At 74.1% G+C, this 23,716-nt stretch carries 20 protein-coding genes; 18 read left to right on the plus strand and 2 right to left on the minus strand.

Annotation, left to right across the window (positions count from 1 at the left end):
* Positions 1–157 precede the first annotated feature (157 nt).
* The 5 genes from tsaB (at position 158) to ACWEO5_RS03595 (ending at position 3,632) form a co-directional block, all read left to right on the plus strand.
* On the plus strand, positions 158–805 hold the full coding sequence (gene tsaB / locus ACWEO5_RS03575) for a tRNA (adenosine(37)-N6)-threonylcarbamoyltransferase complex dimerization subunit type 1 TsaB (protein ID WP_452159713.1): 648 nt from the start codon (positions 158–160) through the stop codon (positions 803–805).
* 54 nt (positions 806–859) lie between these two features.
* Positions 860–1,339 carry a ribosomal protein S18-alanine N-acetyltransferase gene (gene rimI / locus ACWEO5_RS03580; RefSeq protein WP_344552011.1) on the plus strand — a complete coding sequence of 160 codons (480 nt, stop codon included), beginning with the start codon at positions 860–862 and terminating at the stop codon, positions 1,337–1,339.
* A complete protein-coding gene (gene tsaD / locus ACWEO5_RS03585) occupies positions 1,332–2,420 on the plus strand; it encodes a tRNA (adenosine(37)-N6)-threonylcarbamoyltransferase complex transferase subunit TsaD (RefSeq protein ID WP_344552010.1) in 1,089 nt (362 codons plus the stop codon). Before rimI ends, tsaD begins: the two co-directional genes overlap by 8 nt.
* Positions 2,417–2,677 carry a hypothetical protein gene (locus ACWEO5_RS03590; RefSeq protein WP_344552009.1) on the plus strand — a complete coding sequence of 87 codons (261 nt, stop codon included), beginning with the start codon at positions 2,417–2,419 and terminating at the stop codon, positions 2,675–2,677. Before tsaD ends, ACWEO5_RS03590 begins: the two co-directional genes overlap by 4 nt.
* 67 nt (positions 2,678–2,744) lie before the next feature.
* Positions 2,745–3,632 (plus strand): polysaccharide deacetylase family protein, encoded by an 888-nt coding sequence (locus ACWEO5_RS03595; protein ID WP_452159716.1) that lies wholly within the window; start codon positions 2,745–2,747, stop codon positions 3,630–3,632.
* Here ACWEO5_RS03595 and ACWEO5_RS03600 read toward each other — a convergent pair.
* Entirely contained in the window at positions 3,608–4,786 is a 1,179-nt protein-coding gene (locus ACWEO5_RS03600) for a class I SAM-dependent methyltransferase (protein WP_452159718.1), read from the minus strand. The two genes, ACWEO5_RS03595 and ACWEO5_RS03600, sit on opposite strands and share 25 nt — an antisense overlap.
* Before the next feature lie 355 nt (positions 4,787–5,141).
* Between ACWEO5_RS03600 and groES the strand changes: the two genes are divergently transcribed.
* From groES to ACWEO5_RS03615, 3 genes are all read left to right on the plus strand, one after another.
* On the plus strand, positions 5,142–5,447 hold the full coding sequence (gene groES, locus ACWEO5_RS03605; RefSeq protein WP_014136232.1) for a co-chaperone GroES: 306 nt from the start codon (positions 5,142–5,144) through the stop codon (positions 5,445–5,447).
* Positions 5,448–5,564: 117 nt separating this feature from the next.
* Positions 5,565–7,199, plus strand: coding sequence for a chaperonin GroEL (gene groL, locus ACWEO5_RS03610; protein ID WP_452159720.1), 1,635 nt, complete (start codon positions 5,565–5,567; stop codon positions 7,197–7,199).
* A gap of 136 nt (positions 7,200–7,335) precedes the next feature.
* Positions 7,336–8,337, plus strand: a complete 1,002-nt coding sequence (locus tag ACWEO5_RS03615) for a LysR family transcriptional regulator (RefSeq protein ID WP_344552005.1) — start codon at positions 7,336–7,338, stop codon at positions 8,335–8,337.
* Between the two features lie 82 nt (positions 8,338–8,419).
* Here the strand turns inward: ACWEO5_RS03615 and ACWEO5_RS03620 are convergent, their stop codons facing one another.
* Positions 8,420–8,746: a WhiB family transcriptional regulator gene (locus ACWEO5_RS03620; RefSeq protein ID WP_030457376.1), complete on the minus strand. Its 327-nt coding sequence runs from the start codon at positions 8,744–8,746 to the stop codon at positions 8,420–8,422.
* Between the two features lie 533 nt (positions 8,747–9,279).
* Between ACWEO5_RS03620 and ACWEO5_RS03625 the strand changes: the two genes are divergently transcribed.
* The 10 genes from ACWEO5_RS03625 to ACWEO5_RS03670 form a co-directional block, all read left to right on the plus strand.
* Positions 9,280–9,891, plus strand: coding sequence for a response regulator transcription factor (locus tag ACWEO5_RS03625; protein ID WP_014136228.1), 612 nt, complete (start codon positions 9,280–9,282; stop codon positions 9,889–9,891).
* Between the two features lie 195 nt (positions 9,892–10,086).
* Positions 10,087–10,809: an RNA polymerase sigma factor ShbA gene (gene shbA, locus ACWEO5_RS03630; RefSeq protein WP_452159723.1), complete on the plus strand. Its 723-nt coding sequence runs from the start codon at positions 10,087–10,089 to the stop codon at positions 10,807–10,809.
* 264 nt (positions 10,810–11,073) lie between these two features.
* Positions 11,074–12,576, plus strand: coding sequence for an IMP dehydrogenase (guaB, locus tag ACWEO5_RS03635; RefSeq protein ID WP_344552003.1), 1,503 nt, complete (start codon positions 11,074–11,076; stop codon positions 12,574–12,576).
* Between the two features lie 162 nt (positions 12,577–12,738).
* Positions 12,739–13,857, plus strand: coding sequence for a GuaB3 family IMP dehydrogenase-related protein (locus ACWEO5_RS03640; protein ID WP_452159725.1), 1,119 nt, complete (start codon positions 12,739–12,741; stop codon positions 13,855–13,857).
* Between the two features lie 245 nt (positions 13,858–14,102).
* Positions 14,103–15,755, plus strand: a complete 1,653-nt coding sequence (locus ACWEO5_RS03645; protein WP_452159727.1) for a serine/threonine-protein kinase — start codon at positions 14,103–14,105, stop codon at positions 15,753–15,755.
* Between the two features lie 161 nt (positions 15,756–15,916).
* Positions 15,917–17,008, plus strand: coding sequence for a protein kinase (locus tag ACWEO5_RS03650; protein ID WP_452159729.1), 1,092 nt, complete (start codon positions 15,917–15,919; stop codon positions 17,006–17,008).
* A gap of 155 nt (positions 17,009–17,163) precedes the next feature.
* Entirely contained in the window at positions 17,164–18,810 is a 1,647-nt protein-coding gene (locus ACWEO5_RS03655; protein ID WP_452159731.1) for a serine/threonine-protein kinase, read from the plus strand.
* An 84-nt stretch (positions 18,811–18,894) separates the two neighbouring features.
* Positions 18,895–20,502: a succinic semialdehyde dehydrogenase gene (locus ACWEO5_RS03660; RefSeq protein ID WP_452159733.1), complete on the plus strand. Its 1,608-nt coding sequence runs from the start codon at positions 18,895–18,897 to the stop codon at positions 20,500–20,502.
* Positions 20,503–20,523: 21 nt separating this feature from the next.
* The gene (locus ACWEO5_RS03665) at positions 20,524–22,284 is read left to right on the plus strand and encodes a GMC family oxidoreductase (RefSeq protein WP_344551997.1); all 1,761 of its coding nucleotides are present in this window, start codon (positions 20,524–20,526) and stop codon (positions 22,282–22,284) included.
* Between the two features lie 65 nt (positions 22,285–22,349).
* On the plus strand, positions 22,350–23,716 hold a 1,367-nt coding region (locus tag ACWEO5_RS03670), incomplete at its 3' end, for a hypothetical protein (RefSeq protein WP_452159735.1).

Below are 23,716 nucleotides of genomic sequence, written 5' to 3' on the forward strand. Positions count from 1 at the left end.
CAACGCTCCGCGCCGCACCGTATCGACCTCAGCGAAGCCCATCGTGCCAGGTGCGGACCGCCGTTCCGGCCTCTTGGCGATCGTGTGTTCCCGGCCGGGGCGGTGCCGGCGCGGGCGCGGTGCGGGCCCCGGGGGCGGACCCTCTAACCTTGGACCCGTGCTCCTCCTCGCCTTCGACACCGCCACCCCCGCCGTCACCGCCGCCGTCCACGACGGCGGGAAGGTGCTCGCCGAGTCCTACGAGGTCGACGCCCGGCGGCACGGCGAACTGCTGCTGCCCACCGTCGCGGCCGTGCTGCGCGCCGCCGGCGTGGACAAGCGCGAGCTGACCGCCGTCGCCGTCGGGGTCGGCCCCGGCCCGTACACCGGCCTGCGGGTCGGCCTGGTCACCGCCGCCGCCCTCGGCGACGCGCTCGGCCTGCCCGTGCACGGCGTCTGCACCCTGGACGCGATCGCCCACCAGGCCCGCACCGAGGGCCTGGAGGGGGCGTTCACCGTCGCGACCGACGCGCGCCGCAAGGAGGTCTACTGGGCCTCCTACGACGCCGACGGCGCCCGGGTGAGCGGCCCCGCGGTGGACCGCCCGGCCGAGATCGAGCCCGGCGACCGGACGGTCGGCGCGGGCGCCCTGCTGTACGCGCTGCCCGCGGCGAGCGGCCCCGAGCACGTCTCGGCGGGCGCGCTGGCCGACTTCGCGGTCCGCGAGCTGGCGGCCGGCCGGGAGCTGCTGCCGAACGCCCCGCTGTACCTGCGGCGGCCGGACGCGCAGGTGCCCGCGGGCTACAAGGCGGTGCTCCCGGCATGACGCCCCCCTGGGCCGGGACGGTCGGCCGGCGTGGCTAGGTACGCGCTGCGTCCCATGCGGTGGTGGGACATCGAGCCCGTCATGGTGCTGGAGCACCGGCTGTTCCCCGAGGACGCGTGGTCGCGCGGGATGTACTGGTCGGAGCTGGCCGAGGCGCACCCGGGCGGGAGCCGGCACTACGTGGTGGCCGTGGACGGGGCCGGGGCGGTCGTCGGGTACGCCGGGCTGATGGCGGTCGGGTCGGACGGCGACGTGCAGACGATCGCGGTGGACTCCGGCCACCAGGGGGCGGGCCTCGGCGGGATGCTGCTGGCGGAGCTGACCGCGGAGTCGGTCCGGCGCGGCTGCGCCGAGCTGCTGCTGGAGGTGCGGGTGGACAACCTGCGCGCGCAGCGGCTGTACGAGCGGTTCGGGTTCGAGCCGGTCGGGATCCGGCGGGGCTACTACCAGCCCGCCAACGTGGACGCACTGGTGATGCGTCTGGACCACCTGGCAAGTGACGCAAGCGATCTGAAGGATCATCACAATGGCTGACGAACCCCTCGTCCTCGGCATCGAGACCTCCTGCGACGAGACCGGCGTCGGCATCGTCCGCGGCACCACGCTGCTGGCCGACGCGGTCGCCTCCAGCGTCAACGACCACGCCCGGTACGGCGGCGTCGTGCCGGAGATCGCCAGCCGGGCGCACCTGGAGGCGATGGTCCCGACCATCCGGCGGGCGCTGGACACCGCCGGGATCAAGGCGAGCGACCTGGACGGCATCGCGGTCACCGCGGGCCCCGGCCTGGCGGGCGCGCTGCTGGTGGGCGTGAGCGCCGCCAAGGCGTACGCGTGGGCGCTGGACAAGCCGCTGTACGGGGTGAACCACCTGGCCTCGCACATCTGCGTGGACCAGCTGGAGCACGGCCGGCTGCCGGAGCCGACGATGGCGCTGCTGGTCTCCGGCGGGCACTCCTCGCTGCTGCTCAGCAGCGACATCACCTCCGACGTGCGGCCGCTGGGCGCGACCATCGACGACGCGGCGGGCGAGGCGTTCGACAAGGTGGCGCGGGTGCTCGGGCTGGGCTTCCCGGGCGGACCGGTGGTGGACCGGATGGCGAAGGACGGCGACGGGAAGGCGATCGCCTTCCCGCGCGGCCTGAACAACGCGGGGGACCCGGCGTACGACTTCTCGTTCTCCGGCCTGAAGACCGCCGTGGCGCGCTGGGTGGAGGCCAAGCGGCGGGCCGGGGAGGAGGTGCCGGTGGCGGACGTCGCGGCGTCCTTCCAGGAGGCGGTCACCGACGTGCTGACCCGCAAGGCGGTGCGGGCGTGCAAGGACAACGGCGTCGACCACCTGATGATCGGCGGCGGCGTGGCGGCCAACTCGCGGCTGCGCGAGATGGCGCAGCAGCGTTGCGACCGGGCGGGCATCGTGCTGCGGGTGCCGCGGCCGGGCCTGTGCACCGACAACGGCGCGATGGTGGCGGCGCTCGGCTCGGAGATGGTCTGGCGCGACCGCGCCCCGTCCTCCTTCGACCTGTCGGCGGACTCCTCGCTGCCGGTCACCGAGACCCACGTCCCGGGCACCGGGCACGAGCACTTCCACGCGCACGCGCACGAGGCGCTGAAGTGACCCTGGCGGCGATGTGGGAGGCCCGGGCCGCCGACGGCCTGGGCGCCGAACTGCACGCCTGGGCACGGGAGTCCGCGCTGCCCGCGGTGCGCGGCGCGGCCGGTCTGGAGCGGGTGGAGCTGTTCACCGCGCCGGGCGAGCGGGTGCTGCTGATCGCGCTGTGGACGGGCGAGCCGGTGCCGGTGCCGGAGCCGCCCGCGCACCTGCTGGCCCGGCCGGTGCACCGCTGGACCTTCACCCGCACGGACGCGGGGTAGCAACCGGGCAGTCCGATCCGATCGTCCTATTATCGACACGCGTGTCGAGGACGAGCGGGGGACATCGGTGAAGCAGCGGGTGCGGGTCGGGTACGGGGTGGGCGCCCTCGCGGTGCTGCTGGCGGCCGGCGGGTGCAGCAGCGGCCCGGAGCCCGCCGGCTCCCCGGCCGTCCCGGCCAAGCCGGTCGCCGCCACCTCCCCGGCCGCCCCCGCCGCCGGCTCGCCCTCGGCGGCGGCCCAGGACGCGGTGCCCGAGGCCGCCTGGGCGAAGTGGGGCCTCAAGCCGATGCCCAAGGCGCCCGCGCCGCCCGCCGTCCCGCCGATCAAGCTCACCAGGACCGGCACCGTGCCGGTGTTCAGCGAAGTCCCGACCTCCGACAAGGTCGTGTTCGTCACCATCGACGACGGGGCCGAGAAGGACCCGGAGTTCGTCGAGATGCTCACCGAGCTGAAGGTGCCGGTCACGATGTTCCTGACCAAGGACATCGTCAAGAACGACTACGCCTACTTCAAGCCGCTGCAGGCGCTCGGCAACAGCATCCAGAACCACACCGTCAGCCACCCGGTGATGAGCAAGCTCCCGGCCGCCCAGCAGAAGGCGCAGGTCTGCGACGACCAGGCGGCCCTCACCGAGCAGTACGGCACCGCCCCGTACCTGTTCCGCCCGCCCTACGGCGACGGCGCCAACACCGCCGCCCTGAACGCCGCCGTCCAGGAGTGCGGGCCGCGCGCCGTCGTGCTGTGGCGGGAGTCCATGCAGATCCACGACATGCAGTACCAGGCCGCCGACAAGAAGCTGCGCAACGGCGACATCATCCTCGCCCACTTCCGCGGCCCGTCCGAGCTCAAGGGCGAGACCATGACCCGGATGTTCGGCGAACTGCTCTCCCGGATCCAGGAGCAGGGCTTCGCGGTCGCCCGCCTCGACGACTACGTCGCCCGGCCCACCGGCTGACCCAGCATCATCACCGGGCCGGCCGCGGTGCGGGCCACGAGCACCGTCACCGCGTTCGGCCCGGCCGGCTTCAGCTGCCGCCGCAGCTCCTCCGGGACGACCGACGCCCCGCGCTTCTTGATCACCACGGTGCCGATCCGGCGCTCCTTCACCAGCGCCTTCAGCCGCTTCACCTGGAACGGCAGCACGTCGGTCAGCTCGTACGCCTGCGCGTACGGCGTCGGCCGCAGCTCGTCCGAGGTGACGTAGGCGATCATCGGGTCGATCAGCCGCCCGTCCACCGCCGCCACCACCTCGGCGACCATCCGGCCGCGGATCACCGCCCCGTCCGGCTCGTACAGGTAGCGGCCCACCGGGCCCACCGGCGGGGCGGGCAGCGCGCCGCCGGACAGCGAGTGCGGGCCGGGCAGCAGCGTCGCCCGGTACGGCTCGGCGGCGGCCGTGCCGAACCACAGCACCGCCTCCTTCACCTCGCCCCGGTCCGACACCCACTCCGCCTCGGCGCCCTCCGGCACCAGCTCGTGCGGGATGCCCGGCGCCACCTTCAGCGCGCCGAACGGGGCGCCGCGGGCCGCCTCCACCGCCCAGGACAGCGGCGGCGAGTACGCCTGGGGATCGAACACCCGGCCGTGCGAGGTGCGCCGCGCCGGATCGGTGAACACCGCGTCGAAGCCCGCCGTGTCGACGTCCGCGACGTCCGCCCGGCGGACCTCCACCAGATCGGCCACGCCCAGCGCCGCCGCGTTCGCCCGGGCCACCTCGCAGGTGAGCCCGTCCCGGTCGACCGCCAGCACCGCGATCCCGGCCCGGGCCAGCGCGACGGCGTCCCCGCCGATCCCGCAGCACAGGTCGGCCAGCCGCCGCACCCCCAGCGCCGCGAACCGGCCCGCCCGCCACTCGGCCACCGAACGCCGGGTCGCCTGCTCCACCCCGTGCTGGGTGAAGTACATCGCGTCCGCGTCCGCCCCGAACTTCGCCCGGGCCCGCTGCCGCAGCCGGGCCTGCTCGAACGCCGCCCGCACCAGCTCCGCCGGGTACTCCCGCCGCAGCCTGGTCGCCAGCGCCAGCTCCCCGGCCGCCGTGAACCCCCGCAACTCGGCCAGCAGCGCCTGCCCCTGCTCGGTCAGCAGCGCCCGGAACGACTCGATCTCCACCGGGCCATTGTCCCGGGTCGGACCAGTGCCCGAGCACCGCGCCCGCCCCGCCGCGAGGAGCGCGTCCCGTCCGCGGACGGCCGCTTCTTCGCCATCTGCCCATCTTGGCAAGGGAATTCGCGCAGCTGTTGAGTATCCGCACCGGGAACGGCCCGGCATCGAACGGAAACTCGAATCCGACGTCGTTGGCACTCTGGTTGACTGAGTGCTAACGGCGTCCTAAGGTCGTCTCTGGCACTCCCCCCAGGGAGAGTGCTAACGCGATGAAGCGTGTCCGACCCCCGCGACGGCGGCCGCGCAGACTTCGCCACCTACCTGTTAGACAACCCCGTAATCTCCGAAGGGGAGCTCGGACGTGACCACCAGCAGCAAGGTTGCCATCAAGCCGCTTGAGGACCGCATCGTGGTCCAGCCGCTCGACGCCGAGACCACCACCGCCTCCGGCCTGGTGATCCCGGACACCGCCAAGGAGAAGCCCCAGGAGGGCGTCGTCCTGGCCGTCGGCCCGGGCCGCTTCGAGGACGGCCAGCGTCTGCCGCTCGACGTCGCCGTCGGTGACATCGTCCTGTACTCGAAGTACGGCGGCACCGAGGTGAAGTACCAGGGCGAGGAGTACCTCGTCCTCTCGGCCCGCGACGTCCTCGCGATCATCGAGAAGTAAAGACGTCCGTGCAGTAAGACGTCCCAGCCCCGCCCCGGAACCGTGTCAGCACTGACAGGGGCCCGGGGCGCGGTTGTTGCTCCACGTACGCAGACCTACCCCTGAGGAAACGGGACCATGGCGAAGACCCTGCAGTTCGACGAGGACGCCCGCCGCTCGCTGGAGCGCGGTGTCAACAAGCTGGCCGACACCGTCAAGGTGACCATCGGCCCCAAGGGCCGCAACGTCGTCATCGACAAGAAGTTCGGCGCCCCCACCATCACCAACGACGGTGTGACCATCGCCCGCGAGGTCGAGCTCGACGACCCGTACGAGAACCTCGGCGCGCAGCTGGTCAAGGAGGTCGCCACCAAGACCAACGACGTCGCGGGCGACGGCACCACCACCGCCACCGTGCTGGCCCAGGCCCTGGTCAACGAGGGCCTGCGCAACGTCGCCGCGGGCGCCGGCCCGGCCGCCCTGAAGAAGGGCATCGACAAGGCCGTCGCCGCCGTCTCCGAGCACCTGCTCTCGGTGGCCCGCGAGATCGAGGGCAAGGACGACATCGCCGCCGTCGCCTCCCTCTCCGCCCAGGACACCCAGGTCGGCGAGCTGATCGCCGAGGCGATCGACAAGGTCGGCAAGGACGGTGTGATCACCGTCGAGGAGTCCAACACCTTCGGCGTCGAGCTTGAGTTCACCGAGGGCATGCAGTTCGACAAGGGCTACCTGTCGCCGTACTTCGTCACCGACGCGGAGCGCCAGGAAGCCGTCCTGGAGGACCCGTACGTCCTGATCAACCAGGGCAAGATCTCCTCCATCCAGGAGCTCCTGCCGCTGCTGGAGAAGGTCCTGCAGGCCGGCGGCTCCCGCCCGCTGCTGATCATCGCCGAGGACGTCGACGGCGAGGCCCTCTCCACCCTGGTGGTCAACAAGATCCGCGGCACCTTCAACGCGGTCGCGGTCAAGGCCCCCGGCTTCGGCGACCGCCGCAAGGCCATCCTCGGCGACATCGCCACCCTCACCGGCGGCCAGGTCGTCTCCGAGGAGGTCGGCCTCAAGCTCGACCAGGTCGGCCTGGACGTGCTCGGCACCGCCCGCCGCATCACCGTCACCAAGGACGAGACCATCGTCGTCGACGGCGCCGGCGACTCCGCCGAGGTCGCGGGCCGGGTGGCCCAGATCAAGGCCGAGATCGCCAACACCGACTCCGACTGGGACCGCGAGAAGCTCCAGGAGCGCCTCGCCAAGCTGGCCGGCGGCGTCTGCGTGATCAAGGTCGGCGCGGCCACCGAGGTCGAGCTCAAGGAGCGCAAGCACCGCCTGGAGGACGCCATCTCGGCGACCCGCGCCGCGGTCGAGGAGGGCATCGTCGCCGGCGGCGGCGCCTCGCTCGTGCACGCCGCGAAGGTCCTGGAGGACGGCCTCGGCCTGTCCGGCGACGAGGCCACCGGTGTCGCCGTGGTCCGCAAGGCGCTCGCCGAGCCGCTGCGCTGGATCGCCCAGAACGCCGGCCTGGAGGGCTACGTCATCACCTCCAAGGTCTCCGAGCTGGAGCCCGGCCAGGGCTACAACGCCGCCACCGGCGAGTACGGCGACCTGGTCAAGGCCGGCGTCATCGACCCGGTCAAGGTCACCCGCTCCGCCCTGGAGAACGCCGCCTCCATCGCCTCCCTGCTGCTCACCACCGAGACCCTCGTGGTGGAGAAGAAGGAAGAGGAGGAGGCCGCGGGCCACGGCCACTCGCACGGCGGCCACGGCCACAGCCACTGAAACGGCTAGCCGGCAGGCACTGAAGGGCGCGAGGAACCGCGCGACCGACCACGCACTCCCGTAGTGCGGGGCTCGGGCCGCGGGGCCTCGCGCCCTTTCGCGTTCCGCCGTTTTCCGGCTCCCCTAGAGTTGAAGCGTGATCGAAGCCCGCCACCTCCGTGTCCTGCACGCCGTCGCCCGGACCGGGTCGTTCTCCGCCGCGGCGCGCGAACTGGGGTGCACGCAGCCGGCGGTGAGCCAGCAGATGAAGGCGCTGGAGAAGGCGGTCGACACCCCGCTGGTGGTGCGGGCGGGGCGGGAGATGCAGCTGAGCGAAGCCGGGCGGGTGCTGCTGCGGCACGCGGACGGGATCCTCGCGGGGCTGTCGGCCGCGGAGGAGGAGGTCGCGGCGATCGCCGGGCTGCGGGCCGGGCGGGTGCGGCTGGTCTCGTTCCCGACGGCCAGTTCGACGCTGGTGCCGCGGTCGGTGGCGCAGGTGCGGGCGGCGCACCCGGGGGTGCGGGTCTCGCTGGTGGAGGCGGAGCCGGTCCAGGCGCTGGCGATGCTGCGCGGCGGGGAGTGCGAGGTGGCGCTGGCGTTCCGGTACCCGGACTCGCAGGGCGGGCCGAGCCTGCCGTCCCCGCACGCGACGCTGCGCGAGGCGCGGGCCGAGGCGGCGCTGGAGGCGGCGGCGACGGCGGCCGCGAACGACTGGTCGGACCTGGTGGTGCGCCCGCTGCTGGACGACCCGATGGTGGGGCTGGTCCCGGCGGGGCACCCGCTGGCGGAGCGGGGCGAGGACGCACCGGTGGACCTGGCGGAGCTGGCGGGGGAGCAGTGGATCGCGGGCTGCCCGCAGTGCCGGGGGCACCTGGTGGAGCTGTGCACGGACGCGGGTTTCGCGCCGGCGATCGAGTTCGCCACGGACGACTACCCGGCGGTGGTGGGCCTGGTCGGCGCGGGCCTGGGGGTGGCGGTGCTGCCGGGGCTGGCGCTGGAGTCGGTGCGGCACCCGGGGGTGGCGGCGGTGCCGGTGCGGGTGGCGTCGGGCGAGCCGGCCCGGCGGGAGGTGGTGGCGCTGACCCTGCCGGACCTCGCGGAGGTTCCGGCGGTGGCGCTGATGCTGGACCAGCTCGCGGCGGCGGCCGCCGCCCGCTGAGCGCGGCGCCGGCCGGGGACGGGCGGGCGGCGCGGCGGGGCGCGGTCCGCTGCGGCGGGGACGGCCGCGGCGGGACGGGCGGTCAGCGCCGGATGGTCTGCGGCATCGCCAGCGGTACCTCGGCCAGCCGGTTGCGGGAGCGGCCGAGCAGCTCCTCGCGCTCGTCCTCCGTCATGCCGCCCCAGACCCCGTAGGGCTCGCGGACGGCCAGGGCGTGGGCCGCGCACTGGGTGCGGACCGGGCAGCGCATGCAGACCTCCTTGGCGCTCGTCTCGCGGGAGGTCCGGGCCGCGCCGCGCTCGCCCTCGGGGTGGAAGAACAGCGAGCTGTCGACGCCGCGGCAGGCTGCGGAGAGCTGCCAGTCCCAGAGGTCTGCGTTGGGGCCGGGGAGGCGGGAGAAATCTGCCATGGTTCGTTCCCTTCATGGCTCGGGACCTGGCGGCTCGGTCGCGGTCGCTGCGGCGAGGCTGCACGGGGCCGGTACGGACACCTGGAAATATGACTTAAGCCAGCTACACGGACAAGTCACCCACACAGCGACGAATCAGTCAATGACCTGACAGAAGCTATAAAAACGGACAAAAGGGGCGATAGGTTTGAACCCGAATGCTCCATCGATCGGGTGTCCGACCGGGCGCGAGCGGCCCGCGGAGGGCGCGCGCGGCGCGGACACCGCGTGCGAGCTGCACAAAAGTGCGGCGCGTGCACCGCGAGGTGGCTCTTGTGTGATGGGTCGGCCACGTACAGTGGTGGAGATGGAGGTGAAGCCGTAACTCATTCGAGTGACGGTCGTTGGAAGTACGGAGGCGGTCAGAGGGCGCAGGACATCGGGAACGGTCGCGCAGCGAGGCGATCGGAACGGGTCCGTCCCGGGGCCGTGTCGGAGAGGTTCGTACCAGCCAGGAGGCTCAACGTGACGCGGATCAGCTGCGGAGGACGGTCATGACATCCGTACTCGTCTGCGACGATTCCCCGCTCGCCCGGGAGGCGCTTCGCCGTGCGGTGGCGACCGTGCCCGGCGTCGACCGGGTGACCACTGCGACGAACGGTGAGGAGGTCCTCCGCCGCTGGGTGGCCGACCGTTCCGATCTCGTTCTGATGGACGTCCGGATGCCCGGCCTCGGCGGGGTGGAGACGGTCCGCCGGCTGCTGTCGGCCGACCCGGGCGCCCGGATCATCATGCTCACCGTCGCCGAGGACCTGGACGGGGTGGCCCTCGCGGTCGCCGCCGGGGCCCGCGGCTACCTGCACAAGGACGCCTCGCGCGCCGAGCTGCGGGCCACCGTCACCCAGGCGCTGGCCGATCCGACCTGGCGCCTGGCGCCGCGCCGGCTGCGCAGCCCGGACATGGGCGCCGCGCCGACCCTGACGGCCCGTGAGATCCAGGTGCTGGAGGGGATGAGCCACGGCCGTTCCAACGCCGAGATCGGCCGCGAGCTGTTCCTGTCCGAGGACACCGTGAAGACGCACGCCAGGCGCCTGTTCAAGAAGTTGGGCGCCTCGGACCGCGCGCACGCGGTGGCGCTGGGCTTCCGTTGGGGCCTGGTCCGCTGAGCGGGCGCGCGAACTGCGCTCGCTCGGACGTGTGACGTTGTGGTCCCGAGGCTGCACCATGGAGTAGTGGAGCACCTCGGGGACCAGCGGACAGGCAGGGGAGGCGGCACGGTGCACGCGGCGACGGATAACGTTCCGATGCACAAGTCCGGACGCGGTGCCGCGTTTTCCGGCCCGACCAGGCACCATGGACCGATGCGTGACGACGAGGAGGCCGCCGGGCCCGACCCGGTGCAGCCCGCCCCCGGGGGTGCGGCTGCCGATCCGTCGTCGGCACCGGAGGGTGCGGTGACCGCGGCCGACGGCCCGTCGGGAGCGCCGGTCCGCCCGCCCGTCCTCGGCGCGGGGACGTCGCCGGAGGTGGCCGAACTGGTCGCCGCGGCGGTCCGCGGGGACGGCCCGGCGATCGAGGCGCTGCTCGGCTACGTGCTCCCGCTGGCGCTGCGGTACTGCCGCGGCCGGCTGGTGCGGCTGCCCGGCGGGGCCCGGCACCACGTGGACGACGTGGCCCAGGAGGTCTGCGTCGCGGTGCTTTGCGCACTGCCCCGCTACCGGGACACCGGGCGTCCGTTCGAGGCGTTCGTGTACGGGATCGCCGCGCACAAGATCGCCGACCTGCAGCGGGCCGCGATGCGCGGGCCCGGTTCGACGGTGATCCCGCCGGACGACCTGCCGGAGACGCCGGACGACTCGCTCGGGCCGGAGGAGCGGGCGCTGCTGTCCAGCGACGCCGAGTGGATCAAGGAGCTGCTGTCGTACCTGCCGGCCCGTCAGCGCGAGCTGGTGCTGCTGCGGGTGGCGGACGGGCTGTCGGCGGAGGAGACCGGCGAGGTGCTCGGCATGTCGCCCGGCGCGGTGCGGGTCGCCCAGCACCGGGCGCTGTCGCGGCTGCGGGCGCTGGCGGAGGAGACCGGCTGATCCCGGTCCGCGCTGCTGGACGCGCGTGGACGGCCGTCCGGGCCGGGGTGGAAGAAGCGCGGCCGACCGGGTGTTGTCAAGAGGGCGCGACGACCTACCCCGCGTCACCAGTACCATGGGGTATCGGCGCCTGGTCGGGTCGCCAAAGTTTCTCCGGTGCGCGCGGGGTTCCGTTGGAGGTTCCTCCAGGCACCGGGCGTCTTGGCGGCCGATGACAGCCGGGCGCCCGTGCGCAGAACGACGGCCCGCCACGGAAGGTTCCCCATGTCTTACAACGCCGCCGGCGTACCCGAGAAGTTCGCGATGCTCGGACTCACGTACGACGACGTCCTGCTGCTGCCCGGGGCCTCCGAGGTGCTGCCCAACCAGGTCGACACCTCCTCGCGGATCTCCCGGAACGTGCGGGTCAACATCCCGCTGCTGTCGGCGGCGATGGACAAGGTCACCGAGTCGCGGATGGCGATCGCGATGGCCCGCCAGGGCGGCGTCGGCGTCCTGCACCGCAACCTCTCGATCGAGGACCAGGTCAACCAGGTCGACCTGGTGAAGCGCTCCGAGTCCGGCATGGTCACCGACCCGATCACGGTCGGCCCGGAGGCGACGCTGGCCGAGGCCGACGCGCTGTGCGCCCGGTTCCGGATCTCCGGCGTGCCGGTGGCCACCCCCGAGGGCAAGCTGCTGGGCATCGTCACCAACCGCGACATGGCCTTCGAGACCGACCGCAGCCGCAAGGTCGGCGACATCATGACCCCGATGCCGCTGATCACCGGCAAGGTGGGCATCTCCGGCGAGGACGCGGTCGCGCTGCTGCGCCGCCACAAGATCGAGAAGCTGCCGCTGGTCGACGACGAGGGCCGGATCAAGGGCCTGATCACCGTCAAGGACTTCGTCAAGGCGGAGAAGTACCCGAACGCCGCCAAGGACGCCGAGGGCCGGCTGCTGGTGGGTGCCGCCGTCGGCGCCTCCGCCGAGGCCTTCGACCGCGCCCAGGCGCTGGTCGGCGCGGGCGTGGACTTCCTGGTCGTCGACACCTCGCACGGGCACTCGCACAACGCGCTGTCCTGGATCTCCAAGATCAAGGCCGCCGTGCCGGTCGACGTGGTCGGCGGCAACGTCGCCACCCGGGACGGCGCCCAGGCGCTGCTCGACGCGGGCGTGGACGGCGTGAAGGTCGGCGTCGGCCCCGGCTCGATCTGCACCACCCGGGTGGTCGCCGGCGTCGGCGTCCCGCAGGTCACCGCGATCTACGAGGCCGCCCAGGCCTGCCAGGACGCGGGCGTCCCGATCATCGGCGACGGCGGCCTGCAGTACTCCGGCGACATCGGCAAGGCGCTGTGCGCCGGCGCCGACACCGTGATGCTCGGCTCGCTGCTGGCCGGCTGCGAGGAGTCGCCCGGCGAGCTGCTGTTCATCAACGGCAAGCAGTTCAAGTCGTACCGCGGCATGGGCTCGCTGGGCGCCATGCAGACCCGCGGCCAGGCGAAGTCCTTCTCCAAGGACCGCTACTTCCAGGCCGAGGTCTCCTCCGACGAGAAGCTGATCGCCGAGGGCATCGAGGGCCAGGTGCCCTACCGCGGCCCGCTGTCCGCGGTGCTGTTCCAGCTGGTCGGCGGCCTGCGCCAGACCATGGGCTACGTGGGCGCCGCCACCATCGAGGAGATGCAGACCAAGGGCCGGTTCGTCCGGATCACCTCGGCCGGCCTCAAGGAGAGCCACCCGCACGACATCCAGATGACCGTCGAGGCGCCGAACTACAACGCCCGCTGAGGCCACCGGAACCGCCCGGCCGCGGATCGACCGCGACCGGGCGGTTCCGTGCGTCCGGCCCCGGGCGCGCCCCTGGCGGGGCAGGTGGGGGCGAGTACGGGATACTTGGGGCGTGGCCGGGGTGACCCGGTCGGGAGATGGAAAGCAGCAGAAGGGCTCGAAGTGACTGAGATCGAGATCGGGCGAGGCAAGCGCGGCCGCCGGGCGTACTCCTTCGACGACATCGCCGTCGTCCCCAGCCGCCGTACGCGTGACCCGAAGGAGGTCTCGATCGCCTGGCAGATCGACGCGTACCGGTTCGAACTGCCGTTCCTGGCCGCGCCGATGGACAGCGTGGTCTCGCCGCAGCAGGCCATCGCGATCGGGCAGCTCGGCGGCCTGGGCGTGCTGAACCTGGAGGGGCTGTGGACGCGGTACGAGGACCCGCGGCCGCTGCTGGAGGAGATCGCCGCGATCACCGACGAGGCGGCGGCGACCCGGCGCCTGCAGGAGGTGTACGCGGAGCCGATCAAGGCCGAGCTGATCAAGGAGCGGATCAAGGAGGTCCGTGACTCCGGCGTCGTGACCGCCGCGGCCCTCTCGCCGCAGCGCACCGCTGAGTTCTCCAAGGCCGTGGTGGACGCCGGCGTCGACGTGTTCGTCATCCGCGGCACCACCGTCTCGGCCGAGCACGTCTCGGGCGCGGCCGAGCCGCTGAACCTCAAGCAGTTCATCTACGAGCTCGACGTCCCGGTGATCGTCGGCGGCTGCGCCACCTACACCGCCGCGCTGCACCTGATGCGCACCGGCGCGGCCGGCGTGCTGGTCGGCTTCGGCGGCGGCGCCGCGCACACCACCCGGGGCGTCCTGGGCATCCAGGTCCCGATGGCGACCGCCGTGGCGGACGTCGCCGCCGCCCGCCGCGACTACATGGACGAGTCCGGCGGCCGGTACGTGCACGTGATCGCGGACGGCGGCGTCGGCTACAGCGGCGACATCCCGAAGGCCGTCGCCTGCGGCGCGGACGCGGTGATGATCGGCGCCGCGCTGGCCCGCGCCACCGACGCGCCCGGCCGGGGCTACCACTGGGGCATGGAGGCCGTCCACGAGGAGCTGCCGCGCGGCAAGCGGGTCCACCTGGGCACCGTCGGCACCACCGAGCAGATCCTGACCGGCCCGTCGCACACCCCCGACGGCACGATGAACCTGTTCGGCGCGCTGCGCCGGGCGATGGCCACCACCGGCTACACCGAGCTCAAGGAGTTCCAGCGGGTCGAGGTCACGGTCAACCCCGGCCGCTGACACCCCCGCTGAGCGAAACCCAGTACGACCGGAGGGCCCCCGCCGTGACCACGGCGGGGGCCCTCCGGCCACGGGCGGGCCCGGTGGCCCGGGCGGTCGGGCGAGGGGGCGGGTGGCCGGGGAGGGACGGGACAGGGGATGATGGGTGTCCGGCGTGCGACCGCCACCTCCGGTGGTCCGACACGCCGTCAGGTCACGGTCGGGATGCCCGCCGTCGACCGCAACACCATGGGGAGAGCGCACCGATGACGCAGCCGCAGGAACCGACCGGCCGACTGCTGGCGGACCGCTACCGGCTCGGCGAGGTGCTCGGACGCGGCGGCATGGGCACCGTCTGGCGGGCCGAGGACGAGATACTGGGCCGGATCGTCGCGGTCAAGGAACTCCGGATGACCGGCACCGTCGACGAGATCGAGAAGCACCGGCTCGTCGTCCGCACCCTGCGGGAGGCCAAGGCCACCGCGCGGATCCGGCACACCGCCGCCGTCACCGTCTTCGACGTGGTCGAGGAGGACGACCGGCCGTGGATCGTGATGGAACTCGTGGCCGGCCGGTCGCTGGCCGACGTGGTCGCCGAGGACGGCCCGCTCGCCCCCGAACGGGCCGCGCAGGTCGCGCTCGACCTGCTCGGCGTGCTCGGCGCCGCGCACGCCCAGGGCATCCTGCACCGGGACGTCAAGCCGTCGAACGTGCTGATCGGCGAGGACGGGCGGACCGTGCTCACCGACTTCGGCATCGCCAGCGTCGAGGGCGACACCTCCATCACCTCCACCGGCATGCTGGTCGGCGCCCCCTCCTACATCGCCCCCGAGCGCGCCCGCGGCAAGCTGCCCGGACCGCCCTCCGACCTGTGGTCGCTGGGCGGCACGCTGTACGCGATGGTCGAGGGCGTCCCGCCGTACGACCGGGGCGACGCGCTGGCCACCCTCACCGCCGTGATGACCGAACCGCTGCCCGCCCCGCGCAACGCCGGGCCGCTGCGCCGGGTCATCGAGGGCCTGCTGGAGAAGGACCCGGCCGAGCGGATGGACGCCGACACGGCCCGGCCGCTGCTCGAACTCATCGCCGCCGGGAAGCCGCTGCCGGACGCCGAGACGGTGGTCGTCCCGGCCCCGCCGGCCCCGGTGGAGGCGGCCGCCCGGACCGCCGAACTGCCCGCCGCGGCCGGGTCGTCCGGCGGGCGGCGGCGCGCGGTGCTGACCGGCGCGGCGCTGGCCGCGGTGCTGGTGCTGGTCGCGGCGCTGGTGGCGTTCTGGCCGAAGGGCGACCGGGAGCCGGCGGCCGGGGCCGGGGCGACGCAGGTGGCGGCGGTGCCGCCGGCCGGTCCGGCGGACGGCGGTTCGGCCTCGGCGTCCCCCTCCGCCCCGGCGTCGCCTTCCGCCCCGGCGTCGGCGTCGGCCACCGCGTCGGCCCCGGGCACGGCGTCGCCGTCGGCCTCCGGGGGGCAGGTGCCCGCCGGGTTCAAGGTGTACAAGGACCAGTCCGGGTTCAGCATCACGCTGCCCGAGTGGATGGCCGACCAGGGGCCGGACTACCGCGCCACCAGCCGGCGCTTCGAGGGCCGCGGGCTGCGGCTGGTCGTCGACTGGCAGAGCCCCGCCGGCGACAGCGCGCTGAAGGACTGGCAGGCGTCCGACCGCAACGCGAAGATGACCAACTACCGCAAGGTCCGGGTGGAGGCCATCTCCTACCGCGACTGGACCAACGCCGCCGACTGGGAGTGGACCTACACCGGCAAGACCGGCACCCTGCTGCACTCGCTCAACCGCGGCTTCGTCACCGGGGGCGGCAAGTACGGGTACGCGATCTACTGGACCATGCCCGAGGAGGTCTGGACGGCCCCGGAGGGCTCGCAGGCCCGGCAGGTCTCCTTCGAGAGCTTCCAGCCCGCGCCGTAGCGGGCAGCCGCGGGGGACCGCCGGGGCGGCTCCGGCGCGGGCGGGGCGGGGGCCCGGGGCGGCGGGGCGGCTCCCGGTGGTGGGGCGGAAAGCGCGTACCGAGCGGTCGCGGGGGCAGGCGTGGGCCGTACGCTGGCGGGACTACGGCGTGAGGAACAGGCATGCGAGCGGCCCCGGGGCAAGTGGTGGCCGGGCGGTACCGGGTGACGGACCGTCCGGAGGGTGAGGTCGGTGTTCCCGCGGTGGACGTCCACGGCGGGGCGCGGGTGCGGCTGTTCGGGCTGGAGCTGCCCGAACTGCTGGTGCCGGGGCACCCGGTGGGGGCGCCCGCGCCGTCGTACGGGCCGCGGGTGACCGCGCGGGTCGCGCAGGTCGCGGCGGCGGCGGGGACGCACCCGCGGCTGCTGCGGGGGCTCGCGGCCGGGCCCGAGGACGAGGTGCTGTGGGTCGCCGAGGAGGCGGTCGCGGGGGTGCCGCTGGAGCGGCTGGCGGGCAACGGCCCGGTCTCGCCGTACCGGGTCGCGGAGATCGGGGCGGACCTGGCGGGCGCGCTGCGCTCGCTGCACGAAGCCGGTCTGACGCACGGGAACCTGACCCTGCGCACGGTGCTGGTCTGCGAGGACGGCGCGGCGATGCTCGGCGGCCTGCTGCTGGGCGCCGCCGAGGAGGAGCTGTGCGCGGCGCTGGGCGGCGAGGTGCCGCGCCGGGTGTACGAGACCCGGGCGCTGATGCTCGGAGCGCTCGCCGAGCGCTGGGCGATCGACCCGGGCGCCCCCGCGGACACCTGGGCGCTGGGGGTGCTGCTGTACCGGCTGCTGACCGGCCACGGCCCCTACCCGGAGGACGACCTGCCGACGCTGCTGGCGGCCGTCCGGGACGGGCGGCACCGCCCCGCCGACGGCTGCGGGCCGCTGCGGCCGCTGGTCGAGCGGCTGCTGCGGCCGGACGCCGCGGCCCGGCCGGACGCGGCCGCCGTCCAGCGGGAACTGCGCGAACTGCTGGTGTTCGCACCCGAACCGGGCTTGGACGGACCGCCCGACCCGCTGCTGCCGGTGCCCCGCCCGGTGGCGGGCCCGCTGGTGCCGCGGCAGCGCGGCCGGCGCCCGGCGCGGGCGGCGCGGCAGGAGACGGACCGTCAGCTCCCGGTGCGCCCACCGCGGGTGCCGCCCCGGCTGCTCGGACCGCTGGTGCTGGGCGGCGTGCTGCTGCTGTTGGTCGCGGCGCTCGCCGGGATCGTGGCGGTCGCAGGCTGAGAGCGGCCGGTCACGGTGCGATTCGTAGCCCGGGGTGCGATTCCCGGGGGGCCCGGCGCAGCCTAGGCTTGTCTCCTGAACCGTCGGTGCGAGCAGGCACACGGTCTGCCAGGACCCCGTCCGACCGGCGGTGGGGGAGCGAAGGGGGGACGGTCATGGGCGCACAGGACCAGTCGACCGGCCGTCTGCTGGCCGGGCGGTACGCGCTCGGCGAGCGCCTGGGACGCGGCGGGATGGGGACCGTCTGGCGTGCCAGGGACGAGATGCTGGACCGGGAGGTGGCCGTCAAGGAACTGACGGTCAGCCACCTCTCGGAGGAGGACCGGGAGATGCTCCAGACCCGGATGCAGCGGGAGGCCCGGGCCGCGGCCCGGATCAAGCACCCGGGCGTGATCACCATCCACGACGTGCTGGAGCAGGACGGCCGGCCGTGGATCGTGATGGAGCTGGTGGACGGCCGCGCGCTGTCCGACGTGATCACCCAGGACGGCACCCTGACGCCCCGGGAGGCCGCCGACGTCGGCCTCCAGGTGCTCGCCGCCCTGCACCGCGGTCACCAACTGGGGGTGCTGCACCGCGACGTCAAGCCCGCCAACGTGCTGCTGGAGCACGGCACCGGGCGGGTGGTGCTGCTCGACTTCGGCATCGCCAAGTTCGAGGGCGCGATGGACATCACCCGCCCCGGTGACCTGGTCGGCTCGCCCGACTACCTGGCCCCGGAGCGGGCCCAGGGCCAGCGGCCCGGACCGGCCTCCGACCTGTGGGCGCTCGGCGCGACGCTGTACCACGCGGTCGAGGGCGAGTCGCCGTTCCGCCGCGACAACCCGCTCAGCACGCTCACCGCCGTCGTCGACGAGCCGCTGCCCGAACCGCGCCGGGCCGGCGGGCTCGGGCCGGTGCTGGCCGCGCTGATGGCCAAGGACCCGGACGGGCGGCCCGGCGCCGACGAGGCGGGCCGGATGCTGCGCGAGGTCGCCGACGGACACACCGTCAGCATCCGGGTGCCCGAGCAGGCCGGCGCGGGCCGGCTGCCCACCCAGCTCGTCCCGGTGGTCGACCGGGTCGCGGAGGGCGAACCCGCCGCCCCGGCGGCCGAGGCGGCCACCGAGTCCGGCCCGGACCGGGCGGCGACGCCCGTCGCACCGCCCGCCCCCGCCCCGCAGGCCGCACCGCCCCGGCGGCGCGGCCGGGCCGTGCTGTGGGCGGCCGTCGGCGTGCTGCTGCTGGCCGGAGTAGGCGGCGGCGCGTACTACTACCAGCAGCACCGCGGGACGCCGGTCGTGACGCCCGGCCCGGTCGCGTCCGGCACGGACAACCCGCTGCCCACCGACAGCCCGCTGCCCAGCGGCGCGCCCGCGCCCGCCGGGTACACCTGGCAGGACGACCCGGCCGGGTTCCGCTTCCTGCTGCCCACCGACGGGGACTGGGTGCGCACCGAGAAGCCCGGCGGGCAGATCTACTACTCGCCGGACAACCTGGAGCACTTCCTGCTGTTCGCGGTCACGGTCGGCCAGCCGCTCTCCCCGCAGGAGCACTTCCTGCAGATGGAGACCTCGCTGAGCAAGAGCCTGAAGGACTACCAGCGCACCAGCCTCGCCATCGCCAAGATCAAGGGCGAGGAGGGCGCGGTGTGGGAGTTCGGCTTCGGCGCCAAGGACGCCCGCCGGAGCGCCAAGGAGGTCGAGTTCCGGCGCGCCGACGGGACGGCGTTCATGGTGTACGTGTCGGGCCCGGAGAAGGACTGGCGCGACAGCCTGCGGCAGTTCACCACGGTGCTGAACAACTTCACCCCGACCTCCTAGGCTCCGTCCGGCCGGGGCGACACGTTCGGCTTTCGCTGTTACCGGCGGGTACACAAGTCGGGGTCCAGGGCCTAGGCTGCCCGCATGACGGAGAGCACGATCCAGGCCCGGCGCAACCCTGCGGCGAAGGGCGCGGCGCGCGGCGTCGCTTCGGCGGTGCCCGCGGCGCTGGTCGCCCGGCTGGCCAAGGGCGTCACCGCCACCGGTGGGCAGCGCGCGCAGACCCTCGCGCCGCTCACCGGCGAGGCGCTGGCCGACCTGCCGGTGTCCTCGGAACAGGACGTGGAGCTGGCGTTCGCGCAGGCCCGGCGGGCCCAGCCGGCCTGGGCCGCGCTGTCGGTGCGGTACCGGGCGGGCGTCCTGCTGCGCTTCCACGACCTGCTGCTGGCGCGGCAGGACGAGGTGCTGGACCTGATCCAGGCGGAGACCGGCAAGGCCCGGCTGCACGCCTTCGAGGAGGTGATGGCCGTCGCCTCGGCGGCCCGGCACTACGGCCGCACCGCGCACTCCTACCTGAAGGACCGCCGCCGCGGCGGCGCCGTCCCCGGGCTGACCAGCGCCGTCGAGTCCCGCCGCCCCAAGGGCGTGGTCGGGCAGATCTCGCCGTGGAACTACCCGCTGGAGCTGTCGGTCGGCGACGCGCTGCCCGCCCTGGTGGCCGGCAACGCGGTGGTCAACAAGCCGGACACCCAGACCGCGCTGACCGCGCTGTGGGCCCGCGAGCTGTTCGTCGAGGCCGGACTGCCCCCGCAGCTGTGGCAGATCGTGCTCGGCGACGGCCCGGTGGTCGGCCCGCAGGTGGTCGAGCGCGCCGACTACGTCGCCTTCACCGGCTCCACCCGCACCGGCCGGGACGTCGCCCGCCGGGCCGCCGAACGCCTGGTCGGCGCCTCGCTGGAACTCGGCGGCAAGAACGCCATGCTGGTGCTCGCCGACGCCGACCTGGAACGGGCCGCCGCGGGCGCCGTCCGGGCCTGCTTCTCCTCGGCCGGCCAGCTCTGCATCTCCATCGAGCGGCTCTACGTGCACCGCTCGGTCGCCGACGCCTTCCTGGCGGAGTTCGCCGAGAAGACCGCCGCGCTGCGCCTGGGCGGCGGCCTCGCCTACGGCGCCGACATGGGCTCACTGGTCTCCGCCCGCCAGCTGGAGACCGTCACCCGGCACGTCGAGGAGGCCGTCGGGGCCGGCGCGAAGGTGCTGACCGGCGGGCGGGCCCGGCCCGACCTGGGCCCGCTGTTCTACGAACCCACCATCCTGGACGGCGTCACCCCCGAGATGGCGGTCTGCTCGGAGGAGACCTTCGGCCCGGTCGTCTCGGTCTACCGCTTCGACACCGAGGACGAGGCCGTCGCCGCCGCCAACGGCACCCCGTACGGCCTGAACTCCTCGGTCTGGACGAAGGACACCGCCCGCGGCCGCAAGGTCGCCGCCCGGCTGCGCACCGGCACCGTCAACGTCAACGAGGCGTACGCCGCCGCGTACGGCTCGGTGGCCTCGCCGATGGGCGGCATGGGCGACTCCGGGCTCGGCCGGCGGCACGGCGCCGAGGGCATCCTGCGCTACACCGAGGCGCAGACCGTCGCCGTGCAGCGGCTGCTGCCGATCGGCCCGTCGATGGGCATGGACGACCGGAAGTTCGCCGAGCTCTTCACCACCGGCCTGAAGGCCATGAAGGCGTTCCGGCTGAAGTAGCCGGCCCAGGAGGGGGCAGCAGTGTCGTACGACTACGACGTCGTGGTGGTCGGTTCGGGCTTCGGCGGCTCGGTCGCCGCCCTGCGGCTCACCGAGAAGGGCTACAAGGTCGCCGTCCTGGAGGCCGGGCGCAGGTTCCGCCGCGAGGAACTGCCCCGCACCTCCTGGAGCCTGCGCGACTACCTGTGGGCACCCGCCCTCGGCCGCTACGGCATCCAGCGCATCCACCTGCTGCGCAACGTGCTGATCCTGGCCGGGGCGGGCGTCGGCGGCGGCTCGCTGAACTACGCCAACACCCTGTACGTCCCGCCGAAGGCGTTCTTCGAGGACCGGCAGTGGGCGCACATCACCGACTGGCAGGCCGAGCTCGCCCCGTTCTACGACCAGGCGCAGCGGATGCTCGGGGTGCGGCTCAACCCCACCATGACCCCCTCCGACGTGCACCTGAAGGCCGCCGCCGAGGCGATGGGCTGCGGCGACACCTTCCACCTGGCGCCCGTCGGGGTGTTCTTCGGCGACGGACGGGACGGCACCGGCGAGGCGAAGGCCGCGCCCGGCGGCGAGGTCGACGACCCGTACTTCGGCGGCGCCGGGCCGAAGCGCCGGGCCTGCACCGAGTGCGGCGAGTGCATGACCGGCTGCCGGCACGGCGCCAAGAACACCCTCACCGAGAACTACCTGTACCTGGCCGAGCGGGCCGGCGCCGAGATCCTGCCGATGACCACCGTCGAGCGGCTGCGCCCGCACGGCGGGGGCTATGCGGTCGACGTGCTGCCCACCGACGCCCGCACCCGGCGGGCCCGGAAGGCCGGGGCGCGCACGATCACCGCCGAGCGGGTCGTCGTCGCGGCCGGCACCTACGGCACCCAGACCCTGCTGCACCGGATGCGCGCGGGCGGGCTGCTGCCCCGGATCTCCGCCCGGCTCGGCCACCTCACCCGCACCAACTCCGAGGCCCTGGTGGGCGCGCAGACCTCCACCCGGCGCTACGGGGAACGCCCCGACTTCACCCGCGGCGTGGCCATCACCTCCTCGGTGCACCCCGACGCGAACACCCACATCGAGCCGGTCCGCTACGGGCGCGGCTCCAACGCGATGGGCGCGCTCTCCATCCAGCAGGTCAGCGGCGCCGGGCGCGGACCGCGCTGGCTGCGCTACCTGGGCACCGCCGCCCGGCACCCGTGGATCTTCGCCCAGTCGATGAACCAGCACCGCTGGTCGGAGAAGACCATCATCGGCCTGGTCATGCAGTCCCTCGACAACTCGCTGACCGTCTCGCTGAAGAACGGGAGACTGACCTCCCGGCAGGGCCACGGCGCGCCCAACCCGAGCTGGATCCCGGCCGCCGAGGAGGGCGCCCGGGCGCTCGCCGCCTCCATCAACGGCTTTCCCGGCTCCACCGCCGGCGAGGTCTTCGACATCCCGCTGACCGCGCACTTCCTCGGCGGCTGCCCGATCGGCGACAGCGCCGAGACCGGCGTCGTCGACCCCTACCACCGGCTGTACGGGCACCCCGGGATCAGCGTGGTCGACGGCTCCGCGGTCTCCGCCAACCTGGGCGTCAACCCCTCGCTCACCATCACCGCACAGGCCGAGCGCGCCATGTCGATGTGGCCCAACCGCGGCGAGGCCGACCCGCGCCCCGAGCCGGGCGCGGGCTACCGACCGGTCCCGCCCGTCACTCCGCGTCAACCCGCCGTCCCGGCAGGGGCGTTCGGCGCGCTCAGGCTGCCGCTGCTGGCCGTGCCCGAGGTGCCCCGCCGGGCCCCGGAAGGAGATTGACATCCCTTTACCCGCGGTGGGATAAACGGGCCCTCGAAGCACGAACCACCCTGGGGGGAACCAGCATGCCCATCTGCCCGTCCTGCGGAGCGGCCTCGGCCGACCCCGCGGTGACCTGCGCCAACTGCGGCAGGCCGCTCTCCGCGCCCGCGATCGGGGACGTGATCGAGGACACCGGCCCGGTCGGCGGCTCCCCGTGGGGCGCCGGCAAGGTGCACCACACCCGGGAGGCGCCGGCGCTCTCCCGGGGCTGGCTGACCGCCGGCCGGGTGCTGATCGCCCCCACCCTGCTGCTGGTGCTGGCCGCCGCGATCGGCACCGGCAGCCAGGACGACGACTCGTACCGGATCACGCCGTTCGGGTCCGAAAACGGCTTCCAGAGCTGGCTGTCCCTCGTCCTCACCGGCTTCGGCGCGCCGCTGCGGGTCGTCATGCACGCCACCAAGCGGAGGGGCGACGCCTCGACGACCAGCCTGGAGACCAACGTCCACCTGGTGCTGCACCTGGTCGCGCTGGGCTGGCTGCTGCTGCTCTGGCTCGGCCTGCACCTCGGCGCCCGGGCCCGCCGCCGGGCCGGGGCCGCCGAACCGGCCGGGGCCGCGGTCGGGATCCAGGCGCTGCGCACCGGCGCGGTGTCCGCGGTGGTCGCGCTGCTGCTCGGCTGGCTGGCGGGCCAGGAGTCGGGCGGCGGCGACGGCTACGCCTCGATGAGCTCCGAGGTCGGCCCGGCCCTGCTGCCGCTGACGCTCTCCGCGGGCATCGCCGCGGCCGTGGTGGTGCTGGCCGTGGACGGCGCGGCCGCGCTGCGCGCCGAGGCCGCCCGGCGCGGCTGGCTGGGCAGCCTGCTGGTCGCCTGGCAGCACGCCTTCCGGGTGGTCTGCGGGCTGCTGGTGCTGCTGACCGCGGTCGGGCTGGTGATGCAGCTCTCCTACGGCGACTCGCTCTGGAACGCCGGCCCCCTGGTGATGGTCACCAACTACGGCGTGGTGGTGCACGGCATCGGCAGCGGCGCGACGCTGCTGGTCGGGGGCTTCGAGGACAGCCACCTGGCGGTGTCGCTGTTCGACCTGGGCGACCACGGCGACGGCTGGTGGTTCGCCGTCCTGCCGGCGCTGGTGGCGGCGCTGGCGCTCGGCTGGTCCGCGCACCGGGGGCGGCTGGCCCAGCGCGACCGGGCGGTGCTGGCGGGCGTGTACGCGCTGCTCAACGTGCTGCTGCTGCTCGGCACCTCGATGTGGTCCACGATGGGCGGCCCGACCAGCGGCGAGGTCGGCGGGTTCACCGTCCGGACCGAGGACACGGTCGGCTGGTCGGTGCTCTCGGTGCTGATCTCCTCCGCGGTCTGGGGCGCGTTCGGCGCGCTCGCGGTGCCCGGCCTGCTCGACGGGCTGCGCGGCACCCCGGCGGCGGCCCCGCCGCGCCCGTTCGGCCC

Source organism: Kitasatospora sp. NPDC004272 (assembly GCF_053603035.1).

Coding starts and splice junctions, on each gene's coding strand:
- rimI (WP_344552011.1), top strand. CDS start 860: ATGCGGTGGTGGGACATCGAGCCCGTCATGGTGCTGGAGCACCGGCTG.
- ACWEO5_RS03645 (WP_452159727.1), top strand. CDS start 14,103: ATGACGCAGCCGCAGGAACCGACCGGCCGACTGCTGGCGGACCGCTAC.
- ACWEO5_RS03655 (WP_452159731.1), top strand. CDS start 17,164: ATGGGCGCACAGGACCAGTCGACCGGCCGTCTGCTGGCCGGGCGGTAC.
- ACWEO5_RS03660 (WP_452159733.1), top strand. CDS start 18,895: ATGACGGAGAGCACGATCCAGGCCCGGCGCAACCCTGCGGCGAAGGGC.
- tsaD (WP_344552010.1), top strand. CDS start 1,332: ATGGCTGACGAACCCCTCGTCCTCGGCATCGAGACCTCCTGCGACGAG.
- shbA (WP_452159723.1), top strand. CDS start 10,087: ATGCGTGACGACGAGGAGGCCGCCGGGCCCGACCCGGTGCAGCCCGCC.
- ACWEO5_RS03620 (WP_030457376.1), bottom strand. CDS start 8,746: ATGGCAGATTTCTCCCGCCTCCCCGGCCCCAACGCAGACCTCTGGGAC.
- groL (WP_452159720.1), top strand. CDS start 5,565: ATGGCGAAGACCCTGCAGTTCGACGAGGACGCCCGCCGCTCGCTGGAG.
- guaB (WP_344552003.1), top strand. CDS start 11,074: ATGTCTTACAACGCCGCCGGCGTACCCGAGAAGTTCGCGATGCTCGGA.
- ACWEO5_RS03650 (WP_452159729.1), top strand. CDS start 15,917: ATGCGAGCGGCCCCGGGGCAAGTGGTGGCCGGGCGGTACCGGGTGACG.
- ACWEO5_RS03625 (WP_014136228.1), top strand. CDS start 9,280: ATGACATCCGTACTCGTCTGCGACGATTCCCCGCTCGCCCGGGAGGCG.